We start from the raw sequence: 18823 nt of genomic DNA on the forward strand, positions 1-18823 counted from the left end.
TCTCTTCAAACCACGTCAGCTTCACCTTGGATTATATATGTGACTGACTTCGTCAGTCTTATCTACAACCTCAAAGCAGTGCTTTGAGCAGCCTGCGGCTAGCTTCCTAGTTTGCTCTTTGATTTTCATTGAGTATTAGTTTGCTCAAGTCCTATAACTGATGACTTATACACATAGAACTCTACACCTGATTCTTGATATAAAAAAGCGAACAAGACGAAATTCTGACTTTCAGAAAACTCATTTTGTTCGCTTTTTATAATTGAGATTAGTTATTGGTTTCAATCTCTAAAGTTTGGACAGTTATTACAGCAATTTCTTTAATATTCTGCAATAATTTCCACAAAATCTATACTTCCTCAACAGTATTTCTTGAGTTTGACAGACTCTATTCGTCTTCTTTTTTCTTTCCTATTGCAGCTAGACCAAGAAGTGCTCCTACAGCTCCCAAACTTGCAAGAGTAGCCGTTTCTTTAGCGCCTGTCTCAGGGAGAATATTTTGACGATTTACAGGTGCTTGATAAGTCTTATCTTGTGATATAGCTTGAACCACATGTGACTGCTCATCCTTGTGTGTAGTGACTTCATGGTTAGTTGCTTCAGAACCATTTACACCTCCAGCAAATCCAGGTACTTGATGAATAGGTGCCTGTCCACCAAGAACTCCTCCTTCAAAGTTTGGAACTCTGTGGTCAGTTGCTTCAGAGCCATTCACACTACCGGTAAACTCTGGTACTTCATGGATAGCTGCTTCTAAACCATTTACACCACCAATAAACTCTGGTACTTCATGGATAGCTGCTTCCAAACCATTTACACCTCCAGTAAACTCTGGTACTTCATGGATAGCTGCCTCTGTTTTACCTGATTCTTCTTTCTTAGTTCCGACTAGCACAATCTCATCTTGCGCCACTTCAACAACTTCACGCAGTTTTTCAATACGGCTTCCATCTGGTGCTACTTCTGTTAAGATACGTTCCTTGCCTGCGCGACCTACCTGAGTTACACGAGTTTCACCTTCTGGCAGAGTTGGATCTTCTCGTTTAACAGTCTTGAAGTTGATAGCTTCTTCTACTACCTCAAGACTTGGTTGAGTAAAGCTCAATTCTTTAACACCTTCAGTTGGAAGATTTGAATGTTTTACTTCCTCTTTCGGAGCCGCTTGGAGTTGATTGATAGAAGTTAAAGCTGCTTGTAAGGCCTTATCGACTGCCTCCTGAGTCTTAGCTGCTTCAATAGCAGTAAGAGCCTGTTCTGACAACTCAACTAGTTTCTTCTTAGCTTCCTTATCATCACCTAGTTCTTTAGTCTTGTTTTGAATAGCCTCTGCCAAGCTTGCCATAGCCTTATCGTAGTCAATCTTAGACTCTTCTGGTTGAGCTGGTTCCTCTGGTTTTGGTTCTTCTTTTGGAGTCGCTTGAAGCTGGTTGATAGAAGTTAGAGCTGCTTGTAAGGCTTTATCTACTGCATCCTGTGTCTTAGCTGCTTCGATAGCAGTAAGAGCTTGCTCGGATAACTCAACTAGTTTCTTCTTAGCTTCCTTATCATCACCTAGTTCTTTGGTCTTGTTTTGAATAGCCTCTGCCAAGCTTGCCATAGCCTTATCGTAGTCAATCTTAGACTCTTCTGGTTGAGCTGGTTCCTCTGGTTTTGGTTCTTCTTTTGGAGTCGCTTGAAGCTGGTTGATAGAAGTTAGAGCTGATTGCAAGGCTTTGTCTACCGCATCCTGAGTCTTAGCTGCCTCAATAGCAGTAAGAGCTTGCTCTGATAACTCAACTAGTTTCTTCTTAGCTTCCTTATCATCACCTAGTTCCTTGCTCTTGTTTTGAATGGCCTCTGCCAGACTTGCCATAGCCTTATCATAGTTAGGCTCTTCTGGTTGGGCTGGCGTTTCTTCGACACCGTAGTTTTCTTCTTTATCAAGGATCGTTTGCAAGACTGTAGCTGTTTTCAGAACTTCTTGTGGTTTAGCATCACTTGCTGAAAGTTGCTCTGATAATTTGTCCAAGTTTGACTTGAAGGCTTGACGCGCCTCTGGAGTGTTCTTCAAACTTGTTTGATCAAATTTATCCAATTCATCCTTCCAGTTCTTCATAGCTTGAAGCAACTCTTCTTTGGTATAAAGAGCACTATCTTCTCCATGAGTGATAAACTGGTCAACTTGGATACCAATGTTTCTTGTAGTATCATTACGTTTTGGATCCAATTGCAAGGTTACAGCATGCCAACCTTCTTCAAGCCCTGTCAGACGAACGAGAGTCTGATCACCTTGACGTGTGGCAGCTGTCCCACTGAAGTACTTCTTACCGTTGTACTCAGAAGCATTACCTAGGCCATCTTGATACTCGACTTTTCTACCGTCTAACGTTACTTTGTAGATACCATGTCCTGGATCCACATATCCTTTGATCTCAAGACCTGTTCCGTAGAAGTAGGCTGTTACGCTAGCATTTTTCTTTTGCTCTTCTGTTAAACGACCAAACGATGCCCAAGACTCAGTGTTTTGGTATTTACCTGATGAATTGGTTTCATGGTGCCAACCTGGACTATAGTCAAGTTGACTTGCCTGATCATCATGACTTACTTGATCTTTTTGAAGCAATTCAGCTTTCATCACTCGAATCGTTGCTTCTGAAGCAAAGCCAAGCAAAGCTTCGTCTGAAGCACTCGTCATTTTCACTTTGAAGTCAAAGATAGAGTCAGCTTGCTCCGTAAAGTCAATTGTCGGAATGGTCAACGTTTTTTCTGTTTCACCATCTTGGAAGGTCAAATCAGCTGTTGTATCCTTATAAACTTTACCATGAACCCCTGTTCCTGGTTCAGTCACGACATGAACTGTTGCAGCTCCTTTGCTACCACCAACACGTTTAATGGTTACAGTAACTGGTTGACCTTTTTGAACTTCATAGGTTGTTTCTTTCAACTCAAACATACCTTTACCAGCATTATTGAGCGTGTAGATACCTTCAGTTGCAATAGCTTTTCCAGTTTTGTTAACGAGTTTGATGGTATGTTCACCTGGAGCCAAGTCATCTGTTTCATAAACCATCTGGCTACGTTTACGAGCTGCATTATTCGTTTGTACGTCTGCAACCTTTTGACCATCCACATAAACTGACATTTCACCGTGATTCGGATCCACTGTAGATACGACATAAGCCTTAGTTCCATTGAAACGGTAGGTTACGCTAGCATCTTTTTGATTGGTCCACATGGATGTTCCACGAACGCCTTCAGATTCGTCATACCAGGTTGTATTTGCTTTGTCAGCTGTTGTGTTTGAATGGTAATCCAAGCCTAGAGGATAGCCATCTGTTTTTTCGATACTACTTGGTGTCTTATAAACAGAGAAGTTTGTCAAAATAGGAGTTGCTTGTGAATTCGTGATAGTCACACGAATCTTTTGGGCTTCTACAGGTTGACCTTGGACAAGACGACGATAACCAACAGTCGAACCTTCTCCATATGGAACCCAGCGACCATTTAGCTCAACTTCAACCTTAAATCCAGAGATACGTTGACCTTTAGCAATATCTTCTTTGAGTTCGACTACGTCAAAGCGTCTCTTTTGACCGAGATCGACAGTAAATTCACCTGTCTTCGCATCATTTGACAATGCCCAACTAGTATCATCCTTACCATCGGTTAGGTTGCTTGCTTGATACAAGTGATTCTTACGGGTAGAGCTTGCCGTTACAGTTGCTCCCTTGGCGAAGTCAGTTGCATACATTTGATCCAAGGTTGCTCGGAATTCTTGCAAGCGAGCCACGTCTGCATCTGCGAATTTACCTTCTTTGTTTGGTGGAATATTGAGAAGAAGCGGCGTTCCACGACCAACAGACTTGAAGTAGATATCCATCAAATCTTTGATTGATTTTGGTTGTTGATTATCATGGTAGAACCAACCTGAACGGATAGAAACGTCTGCTTCACCGACAGAGTACATATCTCCTTCTGGGTCTCCATGGTTGAGATATTCATTCTTCACATCGTCAGTGATTTTAGCTTTCTTAACCTTATGCCAAACCGGATCTCCAGCGATACCACGTTCATTACCGATCCAACGGACACTTGTCGGTTGTGCAGAGAAGATAGCGATATCTCCTTCAGCTTCCTTGATGTACTTGAACCATTCGTCAAAGGTGTAGGTTACTTTTTGAGCTCCACTACCACGCGCACCGTCCATCCAGACTTCGATAAATTTACCATTGTTTCCGTATTTAGGATTTCCAAGGATTTCCTTGAGTTGGTTGAGATAGTATTCGTTATACTCTTTTTCAGTTGAAACATGATATTTAGGGTTATTAGCATCCCATGGTGATAGGTAAACACCCATATTCATGTCATACTTAGTCGCTGATTTAGAGATTTCTTCGAGAAGGTCACCCTTACCATCTTTCCATGGACTTGCAGCCACCGTATGGTCTGTATATTTAGATGGATAAATCACAAAACCGTCGTGGTGTTTGACAACCATGATTGTTCGTTTGAACCCAGCATCCTTCAAAGTCTTAATCCACTGGTCTGTGTCAAGATTTGTTGGATTAAAGTACTCAGGATTTTCTCTACCATTTCCCCACTCAGAGTTGGTGTAGGTATTCATTCCATAGTGGATGAAGGCAGCCAATTCTTCCTTGTGGTAGTCCAATTGGGCCTTGCTTGGTAGTGGTCCATAGTTTCCAATTTCTGTTTCTTCGTCTTTTGGATCCACTACTGGAGTTGCAGGAGTTACTGGTTTTGGATCTTCAATTTTTTCGTATTCAAAAATAACTTGGTTCACTCCTTTATGTTGAATTGTTGCTTCTTGATTTTCATTGACTGCACGGTAGCCTGCAATGTCTTTGGCTTGGAATCTGTGAACAAAGGAAACTTCATATTCTTTACCATCGTTATTATCCACAGTTGCAGTTGCTAATTCTTGGTCTGTACCTTTCAAACGATAATGAACGTCAAAGGAACCTTTATTGACCTTATAAACCACCTTGATGACACGAGTTCCTGCAGGAGCCTTGCTCACAACACTATAATCATCTTCCCAGGCGTCTTTTAGCTGTTTATTGACAGCTTTGCCATCAATCGATACAATCTCATATTTTTCTTTATTCTTCTTGAAGAAGTCAGTCTTTTCAATTTCTGTTTTATAGTTATAGTCGAACTGAGTTCCAACTTCTGTCTTTTCAACAAAAGTATCGTTTTCTTTGACTGGATTATCATTTTGGTCTAGATGTTCGACAACAACTCGTCCATAATCAACACCTTCAAGAAGAGTCGCTACACCACTTTCATCGAAGGAATATTTGTTTTCACCGATAACAGCTGTCTTATTTCTGAGCATTTCTCCCTCTGGAGTAAAGTAATAACGATTGCCGTTGTCGCCTTGATACCAGCCTTTAACACCGTATTTATCAATGATTTCTTTGACCCATGCCAATTGTTCTGGTGAGAGGACAAGCCCTCCTCCAAAGCGATCTTTTTCAGCAATGTTCGCATTATCAACAGTACCACGTTGGTGGATCCCAATGACCTTACCATCACCGTTGATAATTCCACCACCAGAAAGACCAGAAACAGAAGTCAAACGATAGGTAACACCTACAGCTCCATTTTCATCGTACTTTTCAGTATCTCTAACGACACCGTCTGCCTTATACAATTGACCAGGAACAATTGGTTCCTTCAATTCTGGAGAAGTTGAATCTGTAGGATAACCAATTGTGCTCACTGGTTCTCCAGCTTTGTATTCCCGATGCTCTGCTAGAGGAGTAAAGGTAGCCGCCTTATTTGGACTTGCAATTGAAAGTGGAACTGGAGCTACAACCAAGGCTAAGTCATTCTTATAGCCTTCACCGAATTTTTCTTTATTCCAGAAATGAATATCCTTTTCCTTGAACAAAATAGTGTTCCCTGAAGTTGGTAAAGAATTATTCTTAGCAGTATTTGAACCTACATTGTAGTAGAACTTAGCCGTATCACCACCACGGATAGAACCAGCATTAGTATCCGCATCCTTGACCAAGAAGTTGTGGGCCACTGTCAAGATGACATTAGGAGCAACAAAGATACCCGAACCTGAGTTAAGGTATCGCTGACTACCTCCATTGGCCAAAGGTGAGCTAAAGATTGAATAAACCATAGTAGCAGATGTTGCTGGTTGACCTTCATAATTGATGCGCTTAAGGTCTTGTCCACCATTGATAATGGCTCTATTTTCTTTTCCAGCTTCAGATGGAGTTTCTTCCTTCGCTTTTAAGATACTTTCAGCCTCTACTTGTGGACTATCTTTTTCTGATACAATAGCTGCAGTATCCACTTTTTTCACTGGAGTATCAGGATAGGCACGGTCAGGGATTTCTTCAGGGAGTAAATCGCCAGCCACTTCAGCAGTTTTCCCTTCCTCTGCCACTTTCTCGACAGCAGGTTCTGTTTTTTCAGTTACTTCTCCCTTAACTTCTTCTTCTTTTTCATGATCTACATCTACCACTTCTTTTGCTTGACTATCTACTTCAAGTTTTGGTTCTGTCACAAGTTCACTAGCCGCAACATTACCAGATGCAAAAAAAGCAAGACCGACTGCTACAGAAGCAACACCAACAGTCAGTTTACGAATACTAAATATTCTCCCTTTTTCTAAAAAATATTGTTTCATCAAATACTCCTAATCTTCTAGAGCAGTCAGCTACTGCCCAAGCCCAGCTTTAGCTGGCGACATTTTTTGTTTGATTCCCTAGCTTAAAACTCTGCTTCTAAGCTATTTATTTTTTGGTAAGTCCTTTTGTAGAAATCGCTTACATTTTTAAAAAATAAAATAATGCTTCCATTAGCAAGAATTTTTCTAGAGTTTTCGCATTATTATAAATATACTATGTTATATTAAAAAATGCAAGGGTTTTCAAAGTTTTAACTAGATTTTTACTAAATGATTATTTTACTATTTATGACTAAAAAATCCTAAATTGGCAAGGCCAACTTAGGATTGTTTTGTTTTGAAGTGATAGTAGGCTCCAAGCATACCTGCAGTATTTTGATGACGCGCAAATTCTAATCTTGTTTTTTCCGCTAAGCTCGGAACAAGCGCATCTTTCAGAGCTGTACGAATTTTCGGTTTCAAAATCGCTTCTTGCCCCATAATACCACCACCTAGTATAACAACCTCTGGATTGGCAACATAACAGATGTTAGCAAGACCTTTCCCAAGATAGTCTACCATACGGTCAATGCCCTCCATACAGAGTTTATTGCCTTCTGTAGCTTCTTTGAAAATTCTACGACCATTCCAATGAGCCACTTCCTCATCATGAGCCTTGGCTACATACTCAACCAAGGCAGTTGTAGAAGCTAGATCTTGGAAAGCCCCATCCTGCATATGCATATAGCCAACTTCACAGGCAGAATTACTAAATCCATGGAAAATCTGGCCATCAATGATTAAACAACCGCCGATGCCCGTTCCGATGGTCAAACAAAGCGTTATTCCTGCACCTTTTCCAGATCCAGAAACAGCTTCTGCTAGCCCTGCGCAGTTGACATCATTTTCAATTTCACAAGGAATTCCAAAGCTTCCTTCAATTTCTTTTTTAAATTGAGTTCCTGCATAGTTTGGAATTTGTGGACCAGCATAGAAAATCTCACCCTTATCAGGATCAACCATTCCCGCAGAGGAAATGGCTACACCTGACACTGGTCCTTTTTCTAGATAGCTAGCGACGATATCTTTTGTCTTTTGTAAGATGTGTGGACCACCCTTATGCGCCTCAGTCGCTACTTCGTGAGACTCTACAAGTTGTCCATCCTGATCAATTAAACCATATTTGATATTAGTTCCACCAATATCAATTGCAACGTAATTAGTCATAAAGCCTCCTATTGATTAGAGGAAACGCTCCTTAGTTTCACGAATCAATGCCGCAGCTGCTTCTACAACTGGACGATCTTCTTCGGTCACTGGTGTAAGTGGAGAACGAACTGATCCGATATTAAGTCCTTCATTGATTTTCAAGACTTCTTTGATAACACCGTACATATTTCCATGAGCTGCAGTTAATTTACCAATGATAGCGTTGATAGCGTATTGCAATTCACGCGCTGTTTCTAGGTCTTTATCTGCAATCAATTGGTTGAGTTTCAAGAAGAGTTCTGGCATAGCACCATAAGTACCACCGATACCAGCTTTTGCTCCCATGAGACGTCCACCTAGGAATTGTTCGTCTGGACCATTAAAGACGATATGATCATCACCACCAAGGCTGACAAAAGTTTGGATATCTTGAACTGGCATTGAAGAATTTTTAACACCAATGACACGTGGGTTTTTCAACATTTCTGTGTAAAGACTTGGAGTCAAGGCAACACCTGCCAATTGAGGAATGTTATAGATGACATAGTCTGTGTTTGGTGCAGCAGCACTGATATCGTTCCAGTATTTAGCAACTGAGTACTCAGGCAAACGGAAGTAAATTGGTGGGATTGTTGCGATAGCATCTACTCCCAAGCTTTCAGCATGGCGAGCAAGTTCGATACTGTCTTTAGTATTGTTGCAAGCCACGTGAGCAATGATGGTCAATTTGCCTTTAGCAACAGCCATGACTTCTTCCAAGATCAATTTGCGGTCTTCTACGCTTTGGTAGATACATTCACCTGAAGAACCGTTGACATAAAGCCCTTGAACACCTTTATCAATAAAGTATTGTACCAAGGCACGAGTACGTTCTGGGCTTACTTCACCCGCATCATCATAACATGCGTAGAAGGCAGGAATGACACCTTCATATTTTTTTAAATCTGACATAGATTTCTCCTAAGATTTCTTATTTTCTGCTCTTGGCAGATGATTTTTTACTATTTTAGTATACACCTTGTGAAAAGCGCTTTCAATACATCTCAGCCACTTAGATTTTAATTTCTATTCATCTCCCATAGCTTTTTATGTTTGAAAGTAGTTTCATATCATTTTCAATCTGCTTGATATTTAGCAAACAATTTTTCCATTAATCCAGCTTGGCAAAAGGCAAGAAGGCCAAAGCCAAAAAGTAGAAATGCTGAACCACCAAGCACTAGAGTGAAGCCTGATAGATAGAGAAGCATCATGATTAATAAAATAATTGCAAACATCAAGAAGAACCACACGAAGTTAAAGCTGACCAAAAGCAAGCCCTTTTGAAGAACTTCTTTCCAAGTCAAGTCATAGCGTGCTGCAATTGGATAGCTAGCCAACATGACTAAGGTTAAAAATATCAGAATTCCCAAGCAAATGGCTTTAATGAGCTGGAAGCCTAGGCTGGTTTGCCCCCAGAATAATGATAAGTCAACAACGCTAATCAGAAAAATTCCTAGTTCCAACAAACCTAACTGGAGACCTAATTTCAAATTTTGCTTAAAGGCTCTCATATAAGTTTTAAAAACAGGAACACGTCGACTACTCTTAACTTCAAAGATTGTCTGATAGAGACTGATTTTCGCTACTCCGATCGTCACAATAGGCAAACAAGACACAACAAAGAGTAGATTAACCGTCACAATATCTAAAACTTTCTCGCAAAAACGCATCAGGAAGTTATCCGTATCAAATGCCGCTTTTATCAATCCAGATCCTTTATGTGCCATTGTTTGCTCCTCCTAACTGACTAATCGATTAAAATTTTAAATAAATATTTACGAACTTTATCTTCCATACCTGCATAACCATTAGGTTGATGAGGCTCCCCTGGGAAGAAAACTGCAAAATTGTGATAACCTAACAAGAGTGGGTATTGCTTATGACAATGGACAAAGCCGATATCACTAGCTTCATCAAAGGCTACAGCCTCATCTTTGACACGAGAACCATAGCTAGAGTACTCATGTCCTTCAACCAACAAATGCAAATCTGCATATTTTTTATGATGCTCATAGCGATCATTTTCTTCTTGGTTGAGAACATTTTCTTGCACAACTAGAAAGACCTTATCCTCATCAATCTCATATTTACCTAATTCAAAACTATCTTTACGATGCTCATAGAGATAATCAATAGCCTTATCGAGATTTGGATGAATTCCTTTGTAAAAACTAATGTTTTTTAAATCATCAAAAATCATAGTAATTTCCTTCGCTTCTGATACTTATTTTCAATTTGATTCATCTTTTTATAATTTCCCTTAAATAGTGCGGACGGAAGGTAAAATTATCCAGTGGATGATTTTAGAAAACCATGAAATGAAAGACCTAATTTTTGAGCTCCTCGCTCATTCATTTCTAGGCTCAGGCTAAAATAGTTCCCCGAACTATTTTACTCTCAAAAATTCCGTCCAAGATAAGTACAACATACTTATCTTGGATACCACTAAGATGGGAAACAACTATTCTAAATAGTATCTAAAAAGTCAAAAATTAAGTTTATAAGTGTCTAACAAAACTTCCTGAAGTAACCAACTCCTCTCCATTTTGTAGACACTTATATATCCTGTATTCTCTTAGTCTATCAACTATACTGCTGCATACTGATAAACAATTTGTACGATATTCAATTTTCGCAGAGTACTATCCTTTGACAGCTCCCATAGTAATCCCTTGAGTGAAGGATTTTTGGAAGACAAGGAAGACTGTTACGATTGGCACAGCAGCAAGGGCAGCCCCTGCCATGATCAAACCATAGTTAGTTGCCATCTCGGCCTGCATAGTCGCAACCCCGAGTGAGATGGTCAAGTTTTGACGTGAAGTCAACATTACCAATTGCATGAAGTAGTCATTCCATGTATTGATGAAGGTAAAGATTGCAAGAGCTGCAAATCCTGGTTTCACAATAGGGAAGGCTACGCTCCAGAAGGTACGAATCTCACCGCATCCATCGATTTTAGCAGATTCGAGCAATTCTGTCGGAATGTTTTCACTGAACTGTTTCATAAGGAAGACCCCGAATGGCCATCCTATTAAAGGCAAGATAACTGCCCAAAGAGTGTCATGGATTCCCATGAAGTTGACGATACGTACCAATGGTACAAGGACAACTTGTTTTGGAAGAGCCATGGCAGCGATAAAGATTGCAAAGAGAATGCGTTGACCATAGAAACGTTTCTTAGCCAAAACATAACCTGCTAGTGAAGAGGTTGCACAAACCAAGAACATAGTTACCAATGAAATGAAGACTGAGTTCCACATCCATTGCAAGGCTGGGTTTTGCACCATCAATTGTTGGAAGTTCTCCATAGTTGGAGCTTTAGGGAACCATTGTGGTGGAATCATAATGGTATCTGGTTGTGATTTGAATGCACCTGTCAAGATCCAGTAGAATGGAAAGATAAACAGTACAGTCAATAAAAGCAAGAAGATGGTTGAAATAACAGTGAAGGCTGTTAAAGGTTTCTTTTGTGTAGATTGCATAGCTGTCTCCTTTCTATTAATATTCTACGTCGTTTCCAAGTACTTTAAATTGAACAAAGCTGACGATGGCAATCATAACTGCCAAGAATACACCAATAGTATTGGCATAGCCGTATTCAGTCAATTGGAAGGCTTTTTCGTATAGGTAGTACATAAGAGTACTTGTAGAGTAGTTTGGACCACCAGATGTCAACAATTGAATCAAGGCGAAACATTGGAATGAGTTGATGGTTGTGATAATTGCGATATAAAGAGTTGTTGGAAGAAGGCTTGGCCATTTAATCTTCCAGAAAACTTGTAACTCAGTTGCTCCGTCGACACGCGCTGCTTCAACAAGAGAGTTATCAATATTACCCATTGCAGCGATGTAAAGGATGATTGGTTGACCAACTGATGTTGTCAAAAGAATAATCATAATCGCCATCAAAGCCCAGTTTTTATCACCCAACCAAGAAATGTTTTGGCTAATGATATGGCTTGACTTAAGCACGAAGTTCAAAATACCTGATAGAGGATCATAAATCCATTTCCATACAACCGTTACGGCAACACTACCTGTGACTACAGGAAGGAAGAAAACGAAACGGTAGAAAGATCTAGCAACGGCATTTTGTTGGTAAGTTTGCGATGCCACAAATAGTGAGAAGAGTACTACGACTGGTACAGATCCGATTACCAAGATTACGGTATTAATCAAAGATTTTGTAAAGACAGGGTCTTTAAACATACGAATGTAGTTGTCCAAGCCCACAAACTCAAAGCTAGTCATCGAGTAGTTAAAGAAACTAGTGATGAAGCCCATGATCATTGGAGCTAAAACGAAGACGGTAAAGAAGATTAATACTGGTGCTAGGAACGCGTATGAAATAATTGTTTCCCTCATGCGAATTTTATTGACTTTCACAATTGGCACCTCACTTTCAAATAGTTTTGTTTTTTGACTATCATCTGACATTGATCTAAAATCAAAATGAAATTCTTTTAAAGATTAGCTAATGTAAGAACTTCATTTTAATTTTGACCTGTCAGTTGCTTATATTTTTAAACAAATGCCCCCCTTTTCGTACACAGATATGCACAGGGAAAAGGGGGGGATTTCAGTTTTTATTTAGGACTTATTATTTAGCTGCTTTTTTGATTGTTTCGTTCGCTTTTTCAGTGAATGCTTTCAAAGCTGCAGCAGGTTCTTGGTCACCATTAGACACAGCTTGCAACATTGGGAACCATAGAGTTCTCATTTCAGCAAATCCGTCGATTGTGTTGTAGTATGGAGAGTAGTATTGAGTCCAACCACTGATAGTTTCCATACGTTTATCATCATAAAGTTTTCCAAATGAAGTACGAACTGGGAATGCTCCTGTACGAACTACGTCTTTAGGACCCCACTCTTTATCATCAGCGATGAATTGGATGAATTTCTTAGCTGCAGCAACTTTCTTTTCATCTTTGTTGTTAAATACTGCAAATCCGTTTACAAGGTATTCAAGAGCTGGTTTGCCTGAGTCAGATGGGAATGGTACTTCAACCACTTCAACTTTACTTGCTTCCAACAATTTAGCTTGGATACCGTTTTGAGCTGGAGCCCAAAGGATAGTGTAAGAAGTTTGACCGTTTGCAAAGTTTTGGATGTCTGCTCCACCGTCAAATTGTGAACCATTGTTCAACAAACCATCTTTGATCCAGCTAGCTGCTTTTTCAAGACCTTTGACAAATTTAGGATCGTCAGTTGTGTATTTAGTAACTTCTTTGTCTGTTACAGAACCACCGTAAAGGTTAGAGATGAAGGCACGTGTTCCTTGGTCTCCCCCTTGACCAGAGCTGAACAATGAACCTGGAGTGTATCCTTTATCTTTAAGTGCTTTCAAGACTTTTTCGAAATCATCTGTTGTCCAACCTTCTTTAACAAGGTTAGCTACACCAGCGTCTTCCAACATTTTCTTGTTCATAGCCATGTAGAATGGTGCTGAACTGATTGGATACATGTACGCTTTATCACCAGCTTTACTTGCTTGAATGATGTTTTCGTTGTTAACATCTTTCACAAATTCGTCTGTGAAGAGATCGTTCAACTCAGCTAATTTACCATTTTTACCGTAATTGATGATACGACCCGGTGCATCGAAAAGTACATCTGGGGCAGTTCCAGCTTCGATAGCTGTAGTGATTTTTTCAGGACCAGATTTGAAGTCAATTGTTTCTAGTTTAACTTTAACATCTGGATTTGCTTTTTCAAAAGCTTCGATGATAGATTTTTCATAAGTTCCTACACCATCGCCAGTTTTTTCTTGAGTAAAGACTGGGAATGCCCACCAAGTGATTTCAGTTTTTCCACTGTCACTACCAGAGCTAGCAGCATCTTTGTTAGCATCTGATTTGCCACAAGCAGCAAGAGATAGAACCGCAGCACCCGCAAGTACTGTACAAGCTAGTTTTTTAAATTTCATTTGTATTCTCCTAAATGATGATAAGCGTATCCGAATCGGATAATGAGTAATGTCAACTTTGTATACGTTTTCATTTTTTCCTACTAATCAACCACTCTCCTCGTTTTTTATATTGTGTTATTTAAGACCCGCAACAAATCGTTCCGTAATCTCTTTTGGTCTAGTAATAGCGCCACCAACTACGATACCTCGCACTCCGTAACCTAGGATTTGCTTAGCTTGTTCTGGTGTGTGAATTTTTCCTTCAGCGATGACGTCGACTCCTGCATCACAAAGTTTCTTAATCAGTTCAAAGTCTGGGCCATCCACTTTTGGACTGTAAGAAGTGTAACCTGATAAGGTAGTTCCGACAAAGTCAATTCCTGCTTCAACTGCTGTTAGACCTTCCTCAAAGGTACTTGTGTCAGCCATCAAGAGTTGATTTGGATATTTTTCTTTGATCTGACGGATAAATTCTTGGATCTCCAAGCCATCATGACGTTCACGCTTGGTACAGTCAAGAGCAATGACTTCGATGTCAAGAGCTGCTAGTTCATCTACCTCTCTCATAGTCGCTGTGATGAATGGTTCCTGTGGTGGATAATCACGTTTAATAATTCCGATAATCGGAAGTTTAGTGACCTCTTTAATTTCCTTGATATCTCGAACACTGTTTGCTCGGATACCGACTGCACCACCTTGTTCAGCTGCTTTCACCAACAAGGGGATAACTCCTCCCGCTTCTGTGTAGAGCGGTTCATGAGGAAGTGCCTGACAAGAAACGATGATTCCATCTTTGATTTGTTCAATCAAGGCTTCTTTACTAATTTGTGGCATCTACTTTCCTCCTTTTCTTTTCCTTTGTGTTTATGTGACTATTATAGCTTATTATTAAAGCGCTTTCAATATCTTGTGCTAGAATAGATTGGAGTTTCAAAACAATTTTATGCAACAGCTTCTTCTGAAAGTAGTTTCAGGGACCTAAAATCTATCCCAACACCTCTTAAATCTTGAAACCAGCCCTTTTTTCTCGCAAACATGAAAGAAAAAGGCCGTAACAAATTCCCGTTACGACCCTTTCTAGCTAAGATCTAGTTTCACTAAAGAAACCTTCACTTTCAACGATTTGACTAATCTTCTTTTCTCTTGCCCATGGCAAACATACCAAGGAGCATCCCCACAAGCCCTACTGATGCAAGGGTAGTGGCATCTTTACTTCCTGTCTTAGGAAGAACATCTTGACGAACTGCAGGTGCTTGATAGGTCTTATCTTGTGCCATAGCTTGAGATACAATAGACTGTTGACCTTTGTGATCTGGATTTTTAGGACTCGCTACTTCTGAACCCTTGACGTCTCCTACAAATCCTGGTTTTTCTGTTGACGCGACGTCATTCTTCACACTGCCTGTGAATTCTGGAAGCTCATGAACTGCTGCTTCGACCGCATTGACACCACCTTCGAATTCTGGGACTTCTACTGTTGGTGCTACTTCATCACCTACTGTTGCGCTAGGAACAGAGTATTCAGGAAGCTCAGATTCAGATGCTGCTTCACCATTTACGTCACCTTCAAACTCAGGGACTTCTACTGTTGGTGGTGCTTCATCACCTACTGTTGCACTAGGTTCAGTGTACTCAGGGAGCTCAGCCACAGCTGCTTCGTCACCATTGACGCCACCTTCGAATTCTGGAACTTCTACTGTTGGTGCTGCTTCGTCACCTACTGTTCCAATAGCTTCAATGTACTCAGGAAGTTCTGCTACAGCTGCTTCGTCACCATTGACACCACCTGTAAATTCTGGGATTTCATGGATTGCCGGTTCGTCACCATTAAAACCATTCGTAAGTTTAGTACCTACCACTGATACTGGCAAGTTATGCATACTTTCAATTGCACCCGCTTCAATAGCTGTAACTTTTTGACCGATATCTTCAGGAGCTATTGTAAATAGGAGAGTTTTAGTATCATACTGAGTCATGAAGGTTGCAGTCTTACCATTAGCTAGTTTGAGAGTTGGAGCTTGATTTACCAAGACTTCTGAATCAAATTCCATAGCAATAATGCCTGGCCATTTTTCCATAGCCGTTGTAACTTTCACTTCTTTTGAAGCAAGTCTCTCTTTAGTTAGATAATCCCAGTTGAATTTCTTGAAGGATAGAGTATAAGGATTGCCACCAGCTTCATGATGTTCGTACAAGAGACCAAATTCTTTTGGTCCGATCTGTTGAAGTGAGTTATAGGCATACTCCCCTTCTTGAATCAAATGATGATGCAACCAAGTCAACTCGCCATCTTCTTCTACGCGAGCCACTCGAATGTAACCATTCTTACGACCTGGGCCATTGGCATTTGCTAGAAGGATATACTCCTTACCATCTTGAACCGTATGAGTCGCTGCCATTTGAACATAAACATCAGGTACATCATAGCGCGCTACATAGTTGTCCCATGTAATACCACCATCATAACTTGTCGCAACCTGCAAATCACCTGTCAAACCACGCATAAAGAGTTTCAACTGACCATTGTTCAGCTGAACAACTGAAGCCTCCGTATTTTGAGCATAGTAATTGTTCATGTTGCTTGAATCAACTACTGTACCATCATAAAGTGTACGGTTATCATTGACACCGCCCCCCATATGCCAAGTCTTACCATGGTCATCTGAGTAGATGATACGAGATGATTGAGAACCATTGAGGTGGTTTGTTCTATTCGTCGTATAGACAGGAACGACAATCCGACCTTTATGAGGTCCATTCTGGAGGGTAATTCCCACTCCAGGTCCCACACCTAAGAATTTCATCCAATCAGCTTTGACCATCGGGGTAATATCTTGTGGTGCAGACCAAGTCTTACCATCATCATCACTGTAAGACATCCATAGGTAGCTGTCTTTAGCAATTCTAAATGGAGAAGTTTTATTGCTTGTAAAATAGATATTTCCTAGTAACTGCTCACCCTGATAAATATCACCTTTATCGCTATAAGCCGGCTTGACTGGATTTACAACAACACGGTAATCCGTTGCCTGACCATCTGGTGTGTAGACAAGGCCATTTTCACGAATAGTATAGGCCCCATTTTCTCCTTCACGATAGAGAATTTGGTAGGTTTTCCCATCAATTTCTTTATAAGCTTCCTCTTTTTCAGCTGACATCCCAAAGATACCTTTTCCTTCTGGGAACATATCATAGACTGAAAAGATGCGTTTGGTTTCAGTATCTTGGGCTAAAACCATATCGATATTTACTGGTGAACCAACAGATGGATCAGTAGCTTTTGGATTGTCGCGTAGATTCGTAAGTGTGATACGATCGCCCCATGTTTGACCCTGATCCTCACTTCGTTTGACGACCATACCGATATCGCCCCAGTCATAGTGGTGCAAGCGGCGTTCGTCAGCTCCAGCAATCAAAGTTCCCTTGTCAGTCTTAAGGAGGGCTGGAATGCGATAACTATTAATACCATCTGGATTTGACTGTCCATTTTTACCAGCTTCAAAGACATCCTTTTTATCTGTTATCTCAGCTCCTTCTGGAAGCTTTTTCTCTAATTCGGATCTTTCAAAGAGGTAGCTACGATTTTGAACCTCTTCTGGACTCAAGGCACGATCGTAAACAGTTAGATTACGAACTTGTAAGCCTGCCCCCCAAACCATACTTCCTGCACGATTTGTGGTACCAATTTGCATATGATTCACATCAGGCATATCTTTGATAAAGCGTCCTGATTTCTTACTTGTTCGTGACAAGACTCCATTTACATAGAGACGAACTTGTCCATCTGGAGAATCTGCACTTGGTCTTTCAACTGTAAAGGTTACTGAATTCCATTGACCTGGTTTGACTGTTAATGGTGCGTCTGTGTATCTATCATAAAATTGGTCGCCGTTTTGATCGCGGCCCTCAATCAAGGCAACGTTGTTGTAAACAGCCATGGTGAAATATTCATTTCGAACCGTATCACTTGAGGCTGAGAAAAGGTTGTAAAATGCTGGTGCAGAAGCATCTGGTTTGAACTCCATATGAATGGTCGCATTTTGAAGCTGTTTCAGTTTGTTCAATTGCTCTGTCAGATCAATTCTATTGCTATTTGCAACATTAGTCTCTACATCTTCCTTTTCAAGAACAGTATTGGCGTTCTCTAACTCTCTAGCATAGTAATCACGTGGAAGCGAAGCTGGATCTTTTTCGATTTCTCTAGTTGCTTCTGCCGTTTCTGCTGTTGCAGTTGTTTCTGCCGTTGCAGTTGTCTCTGTTCCAGTATGTGCTTCTGTAGATGTATGTGTGACTGTATCTACCCCATTAGACTCTGTCGCACTCTTTTCAGTATCTACTACTTTTTCTGCCTGATCCTTCTCTACTCCTAGTTCTGTCGCTTCCTTATTGGTAGTTGTTGATTCTTGTGCTAATACTGGCGATGCACCAAAAACAACTGCTCCAATAACGACTGAAGCGGCTCCTACTGTAAATTTGCGAATTCCATATCGTTGTTTTCTATCCAACTGATTATGCTTCATCTTTCTTCCTTTCATTTTTAAAAATAAAGCGCTTTCTTTTTTACTTAAAATTTTTAGTCATCTGACTAAATGACAAAAATTACTTTTTCACGAATGGTTACACTCGCTCTTTCAAATTTTCTCTCACTTAACGATCAACAATCTATCATCATGCCATCGTTAACTAGAGTCTCCTACTCCTTTCAAATTTTATCTTATTCTCATTATATAATAAGTTTCTCTATTTTAAGATAGATGAATATAGAACAGATTTTACTTTCGGTTTTAGAAATATAAAATTGGACATTTGAAACTACTTTCGGATGCTTTAGATTTTTCTAACATAAAATTGCTTCATTCAGTTGAATCGTTTTTTTAATGAACTTTATCTCAAACTTATACTCAATGAAAATCAAAGAGCAAACTAGGAAGCTAGCCGCAAGCTGTACTTGAGTACGGTAAGGCGAAGCTGACGTGGTTTGAAGAGATTTTCGAAGAGTATTATCTATTTGACTCCTGATTTATCTAGATCAAAAAGGCCGT

General features: G+C 40.2%; 10 protein-coding genes. All 10 read right to left on the reverse strand.

The genetic code is table 11. From position 1 onward, the window contains the following. Nucleotides 1-388: 388 nt before the first annotated feature. Complete coding sequence (locus O3633_RS06840; RefSeq protein WP_371620808.1) at nt 389-6646, reverse strand: SIALI-17 repeat-containing surface protein; 6258 nt, start codon at nt 6644-6646, stop codon at nt 389-391. A 321-nt stretch (nt 6647-6967) separates the two neighbouring features. Next, nucleotides 6968-7852, reverse strand: a complete 885-nt coding sequence (locus O3633_RS06845; protein WP_223140169.1) for an ROK family protein — start codon at nt 7850-7852, stop codon at nt 6968-6970. Nucleotides 7853-7867: 15 nt separating this feature from the next. Further along, complete coding sequence (locus O3633_RS06850) at nt 7868-8785, reverse strand: dihydrodipicolinate synthase family protein (protein ID WP_049529758.1); 918 nt, start codon at nt 8783-8785, stop codon at nt 7868-7870. Nucleotides 8786-8949: 164 nt separating this feature from the next. Next, on the reverse strand, nt 8950-9600 hold the full coding sequence (locus O3633_RS06855) for a DUF624 domain-containing protein (protein WP_070460764.1): 651 nt from the start codon (nt 9598-9600) through the stop codon (nt 8950-8952). A gap of 20 nt (nt 9601-9620) precedes the next feature. Beyond that, a complete protein-coding gene (locus O3633_RS06860) occupies nt 9621-10073 on the reverse strand; it encodes a NanQ anomerase/TabA/YiaL family protein (protein WP_371620809.1) in 453 nt (150 codons plus the stop codon). A 442-nt stretch (nt 10074-10515) separates the two neighbouring features. Next, entirely contained in the window at nt 10516-11355 is an 840-nt protein-coding gene (locus O3633_RS06865) for a carbohydrate ABC transporter permease (protein ID WP_006153157.1), read from the reverse strand. A gap of 16 nt (nt 11356-11371) precedes the next feature. Next, on the reverse strand, nt 11372-12238 hold the full coding sequence (locus O3633_RS06870; RefSeq protein WP_223338818.1) for a carbohydrate ABC transporter permease: 867 nt from the start codon (nt 12236-12238) through the stop codon (nt 11372-11374). Between the two features lie 235 nt (nt 12239-12473). Next, the gene (locus O3633_RS06875) at nt 12474-13799 is read right to left on the reverse strand and encodes an ABC transporter substrate-binding protein (protein WP_371620810.1); all 1326 of its coding nucleotides are present in this window, start codon (nt 13797-13799) and stop codon (nt 12474-12476) included. 117 nt (nt 13800-13916) lie between these two features. Then, the gene (locus tag O3633_RS06880; protein WP_001135656.1) at nt 13917-14615 is read right to left on the reverse strand and encodes an N-acetylmannosamine-6-phosphate 2-epimerase; all 699 of its coding nucleotides are present in this window, start codon (nt 14613-14615) and stop codon (nt 13917-13919) included. Nucleotides 14616-14908: 293 nt separating this feature from the next. After that, a complete protein-coding gene (locus O3633_RS06885) occupies nt 14909-18301 on the reverse strand; it encodes an SIALI-17 repeat-containing surface protein (protein WP_371620811.1) in 3393 nt (1130 codons plus the stop codon). Between the last annotated feature and the right edge of the window lie 522 nt (nt 18302-18823).

This window comes from Streptococcus sp. 27098_8_22, assembly GCF_041432415.1.
Lineage (GTDB): Bacteria > Bacillota > Bacilli > Lactobacillales > Streptococcaceae > Streptococcus > Streptococcus pseudopneumoniae_M.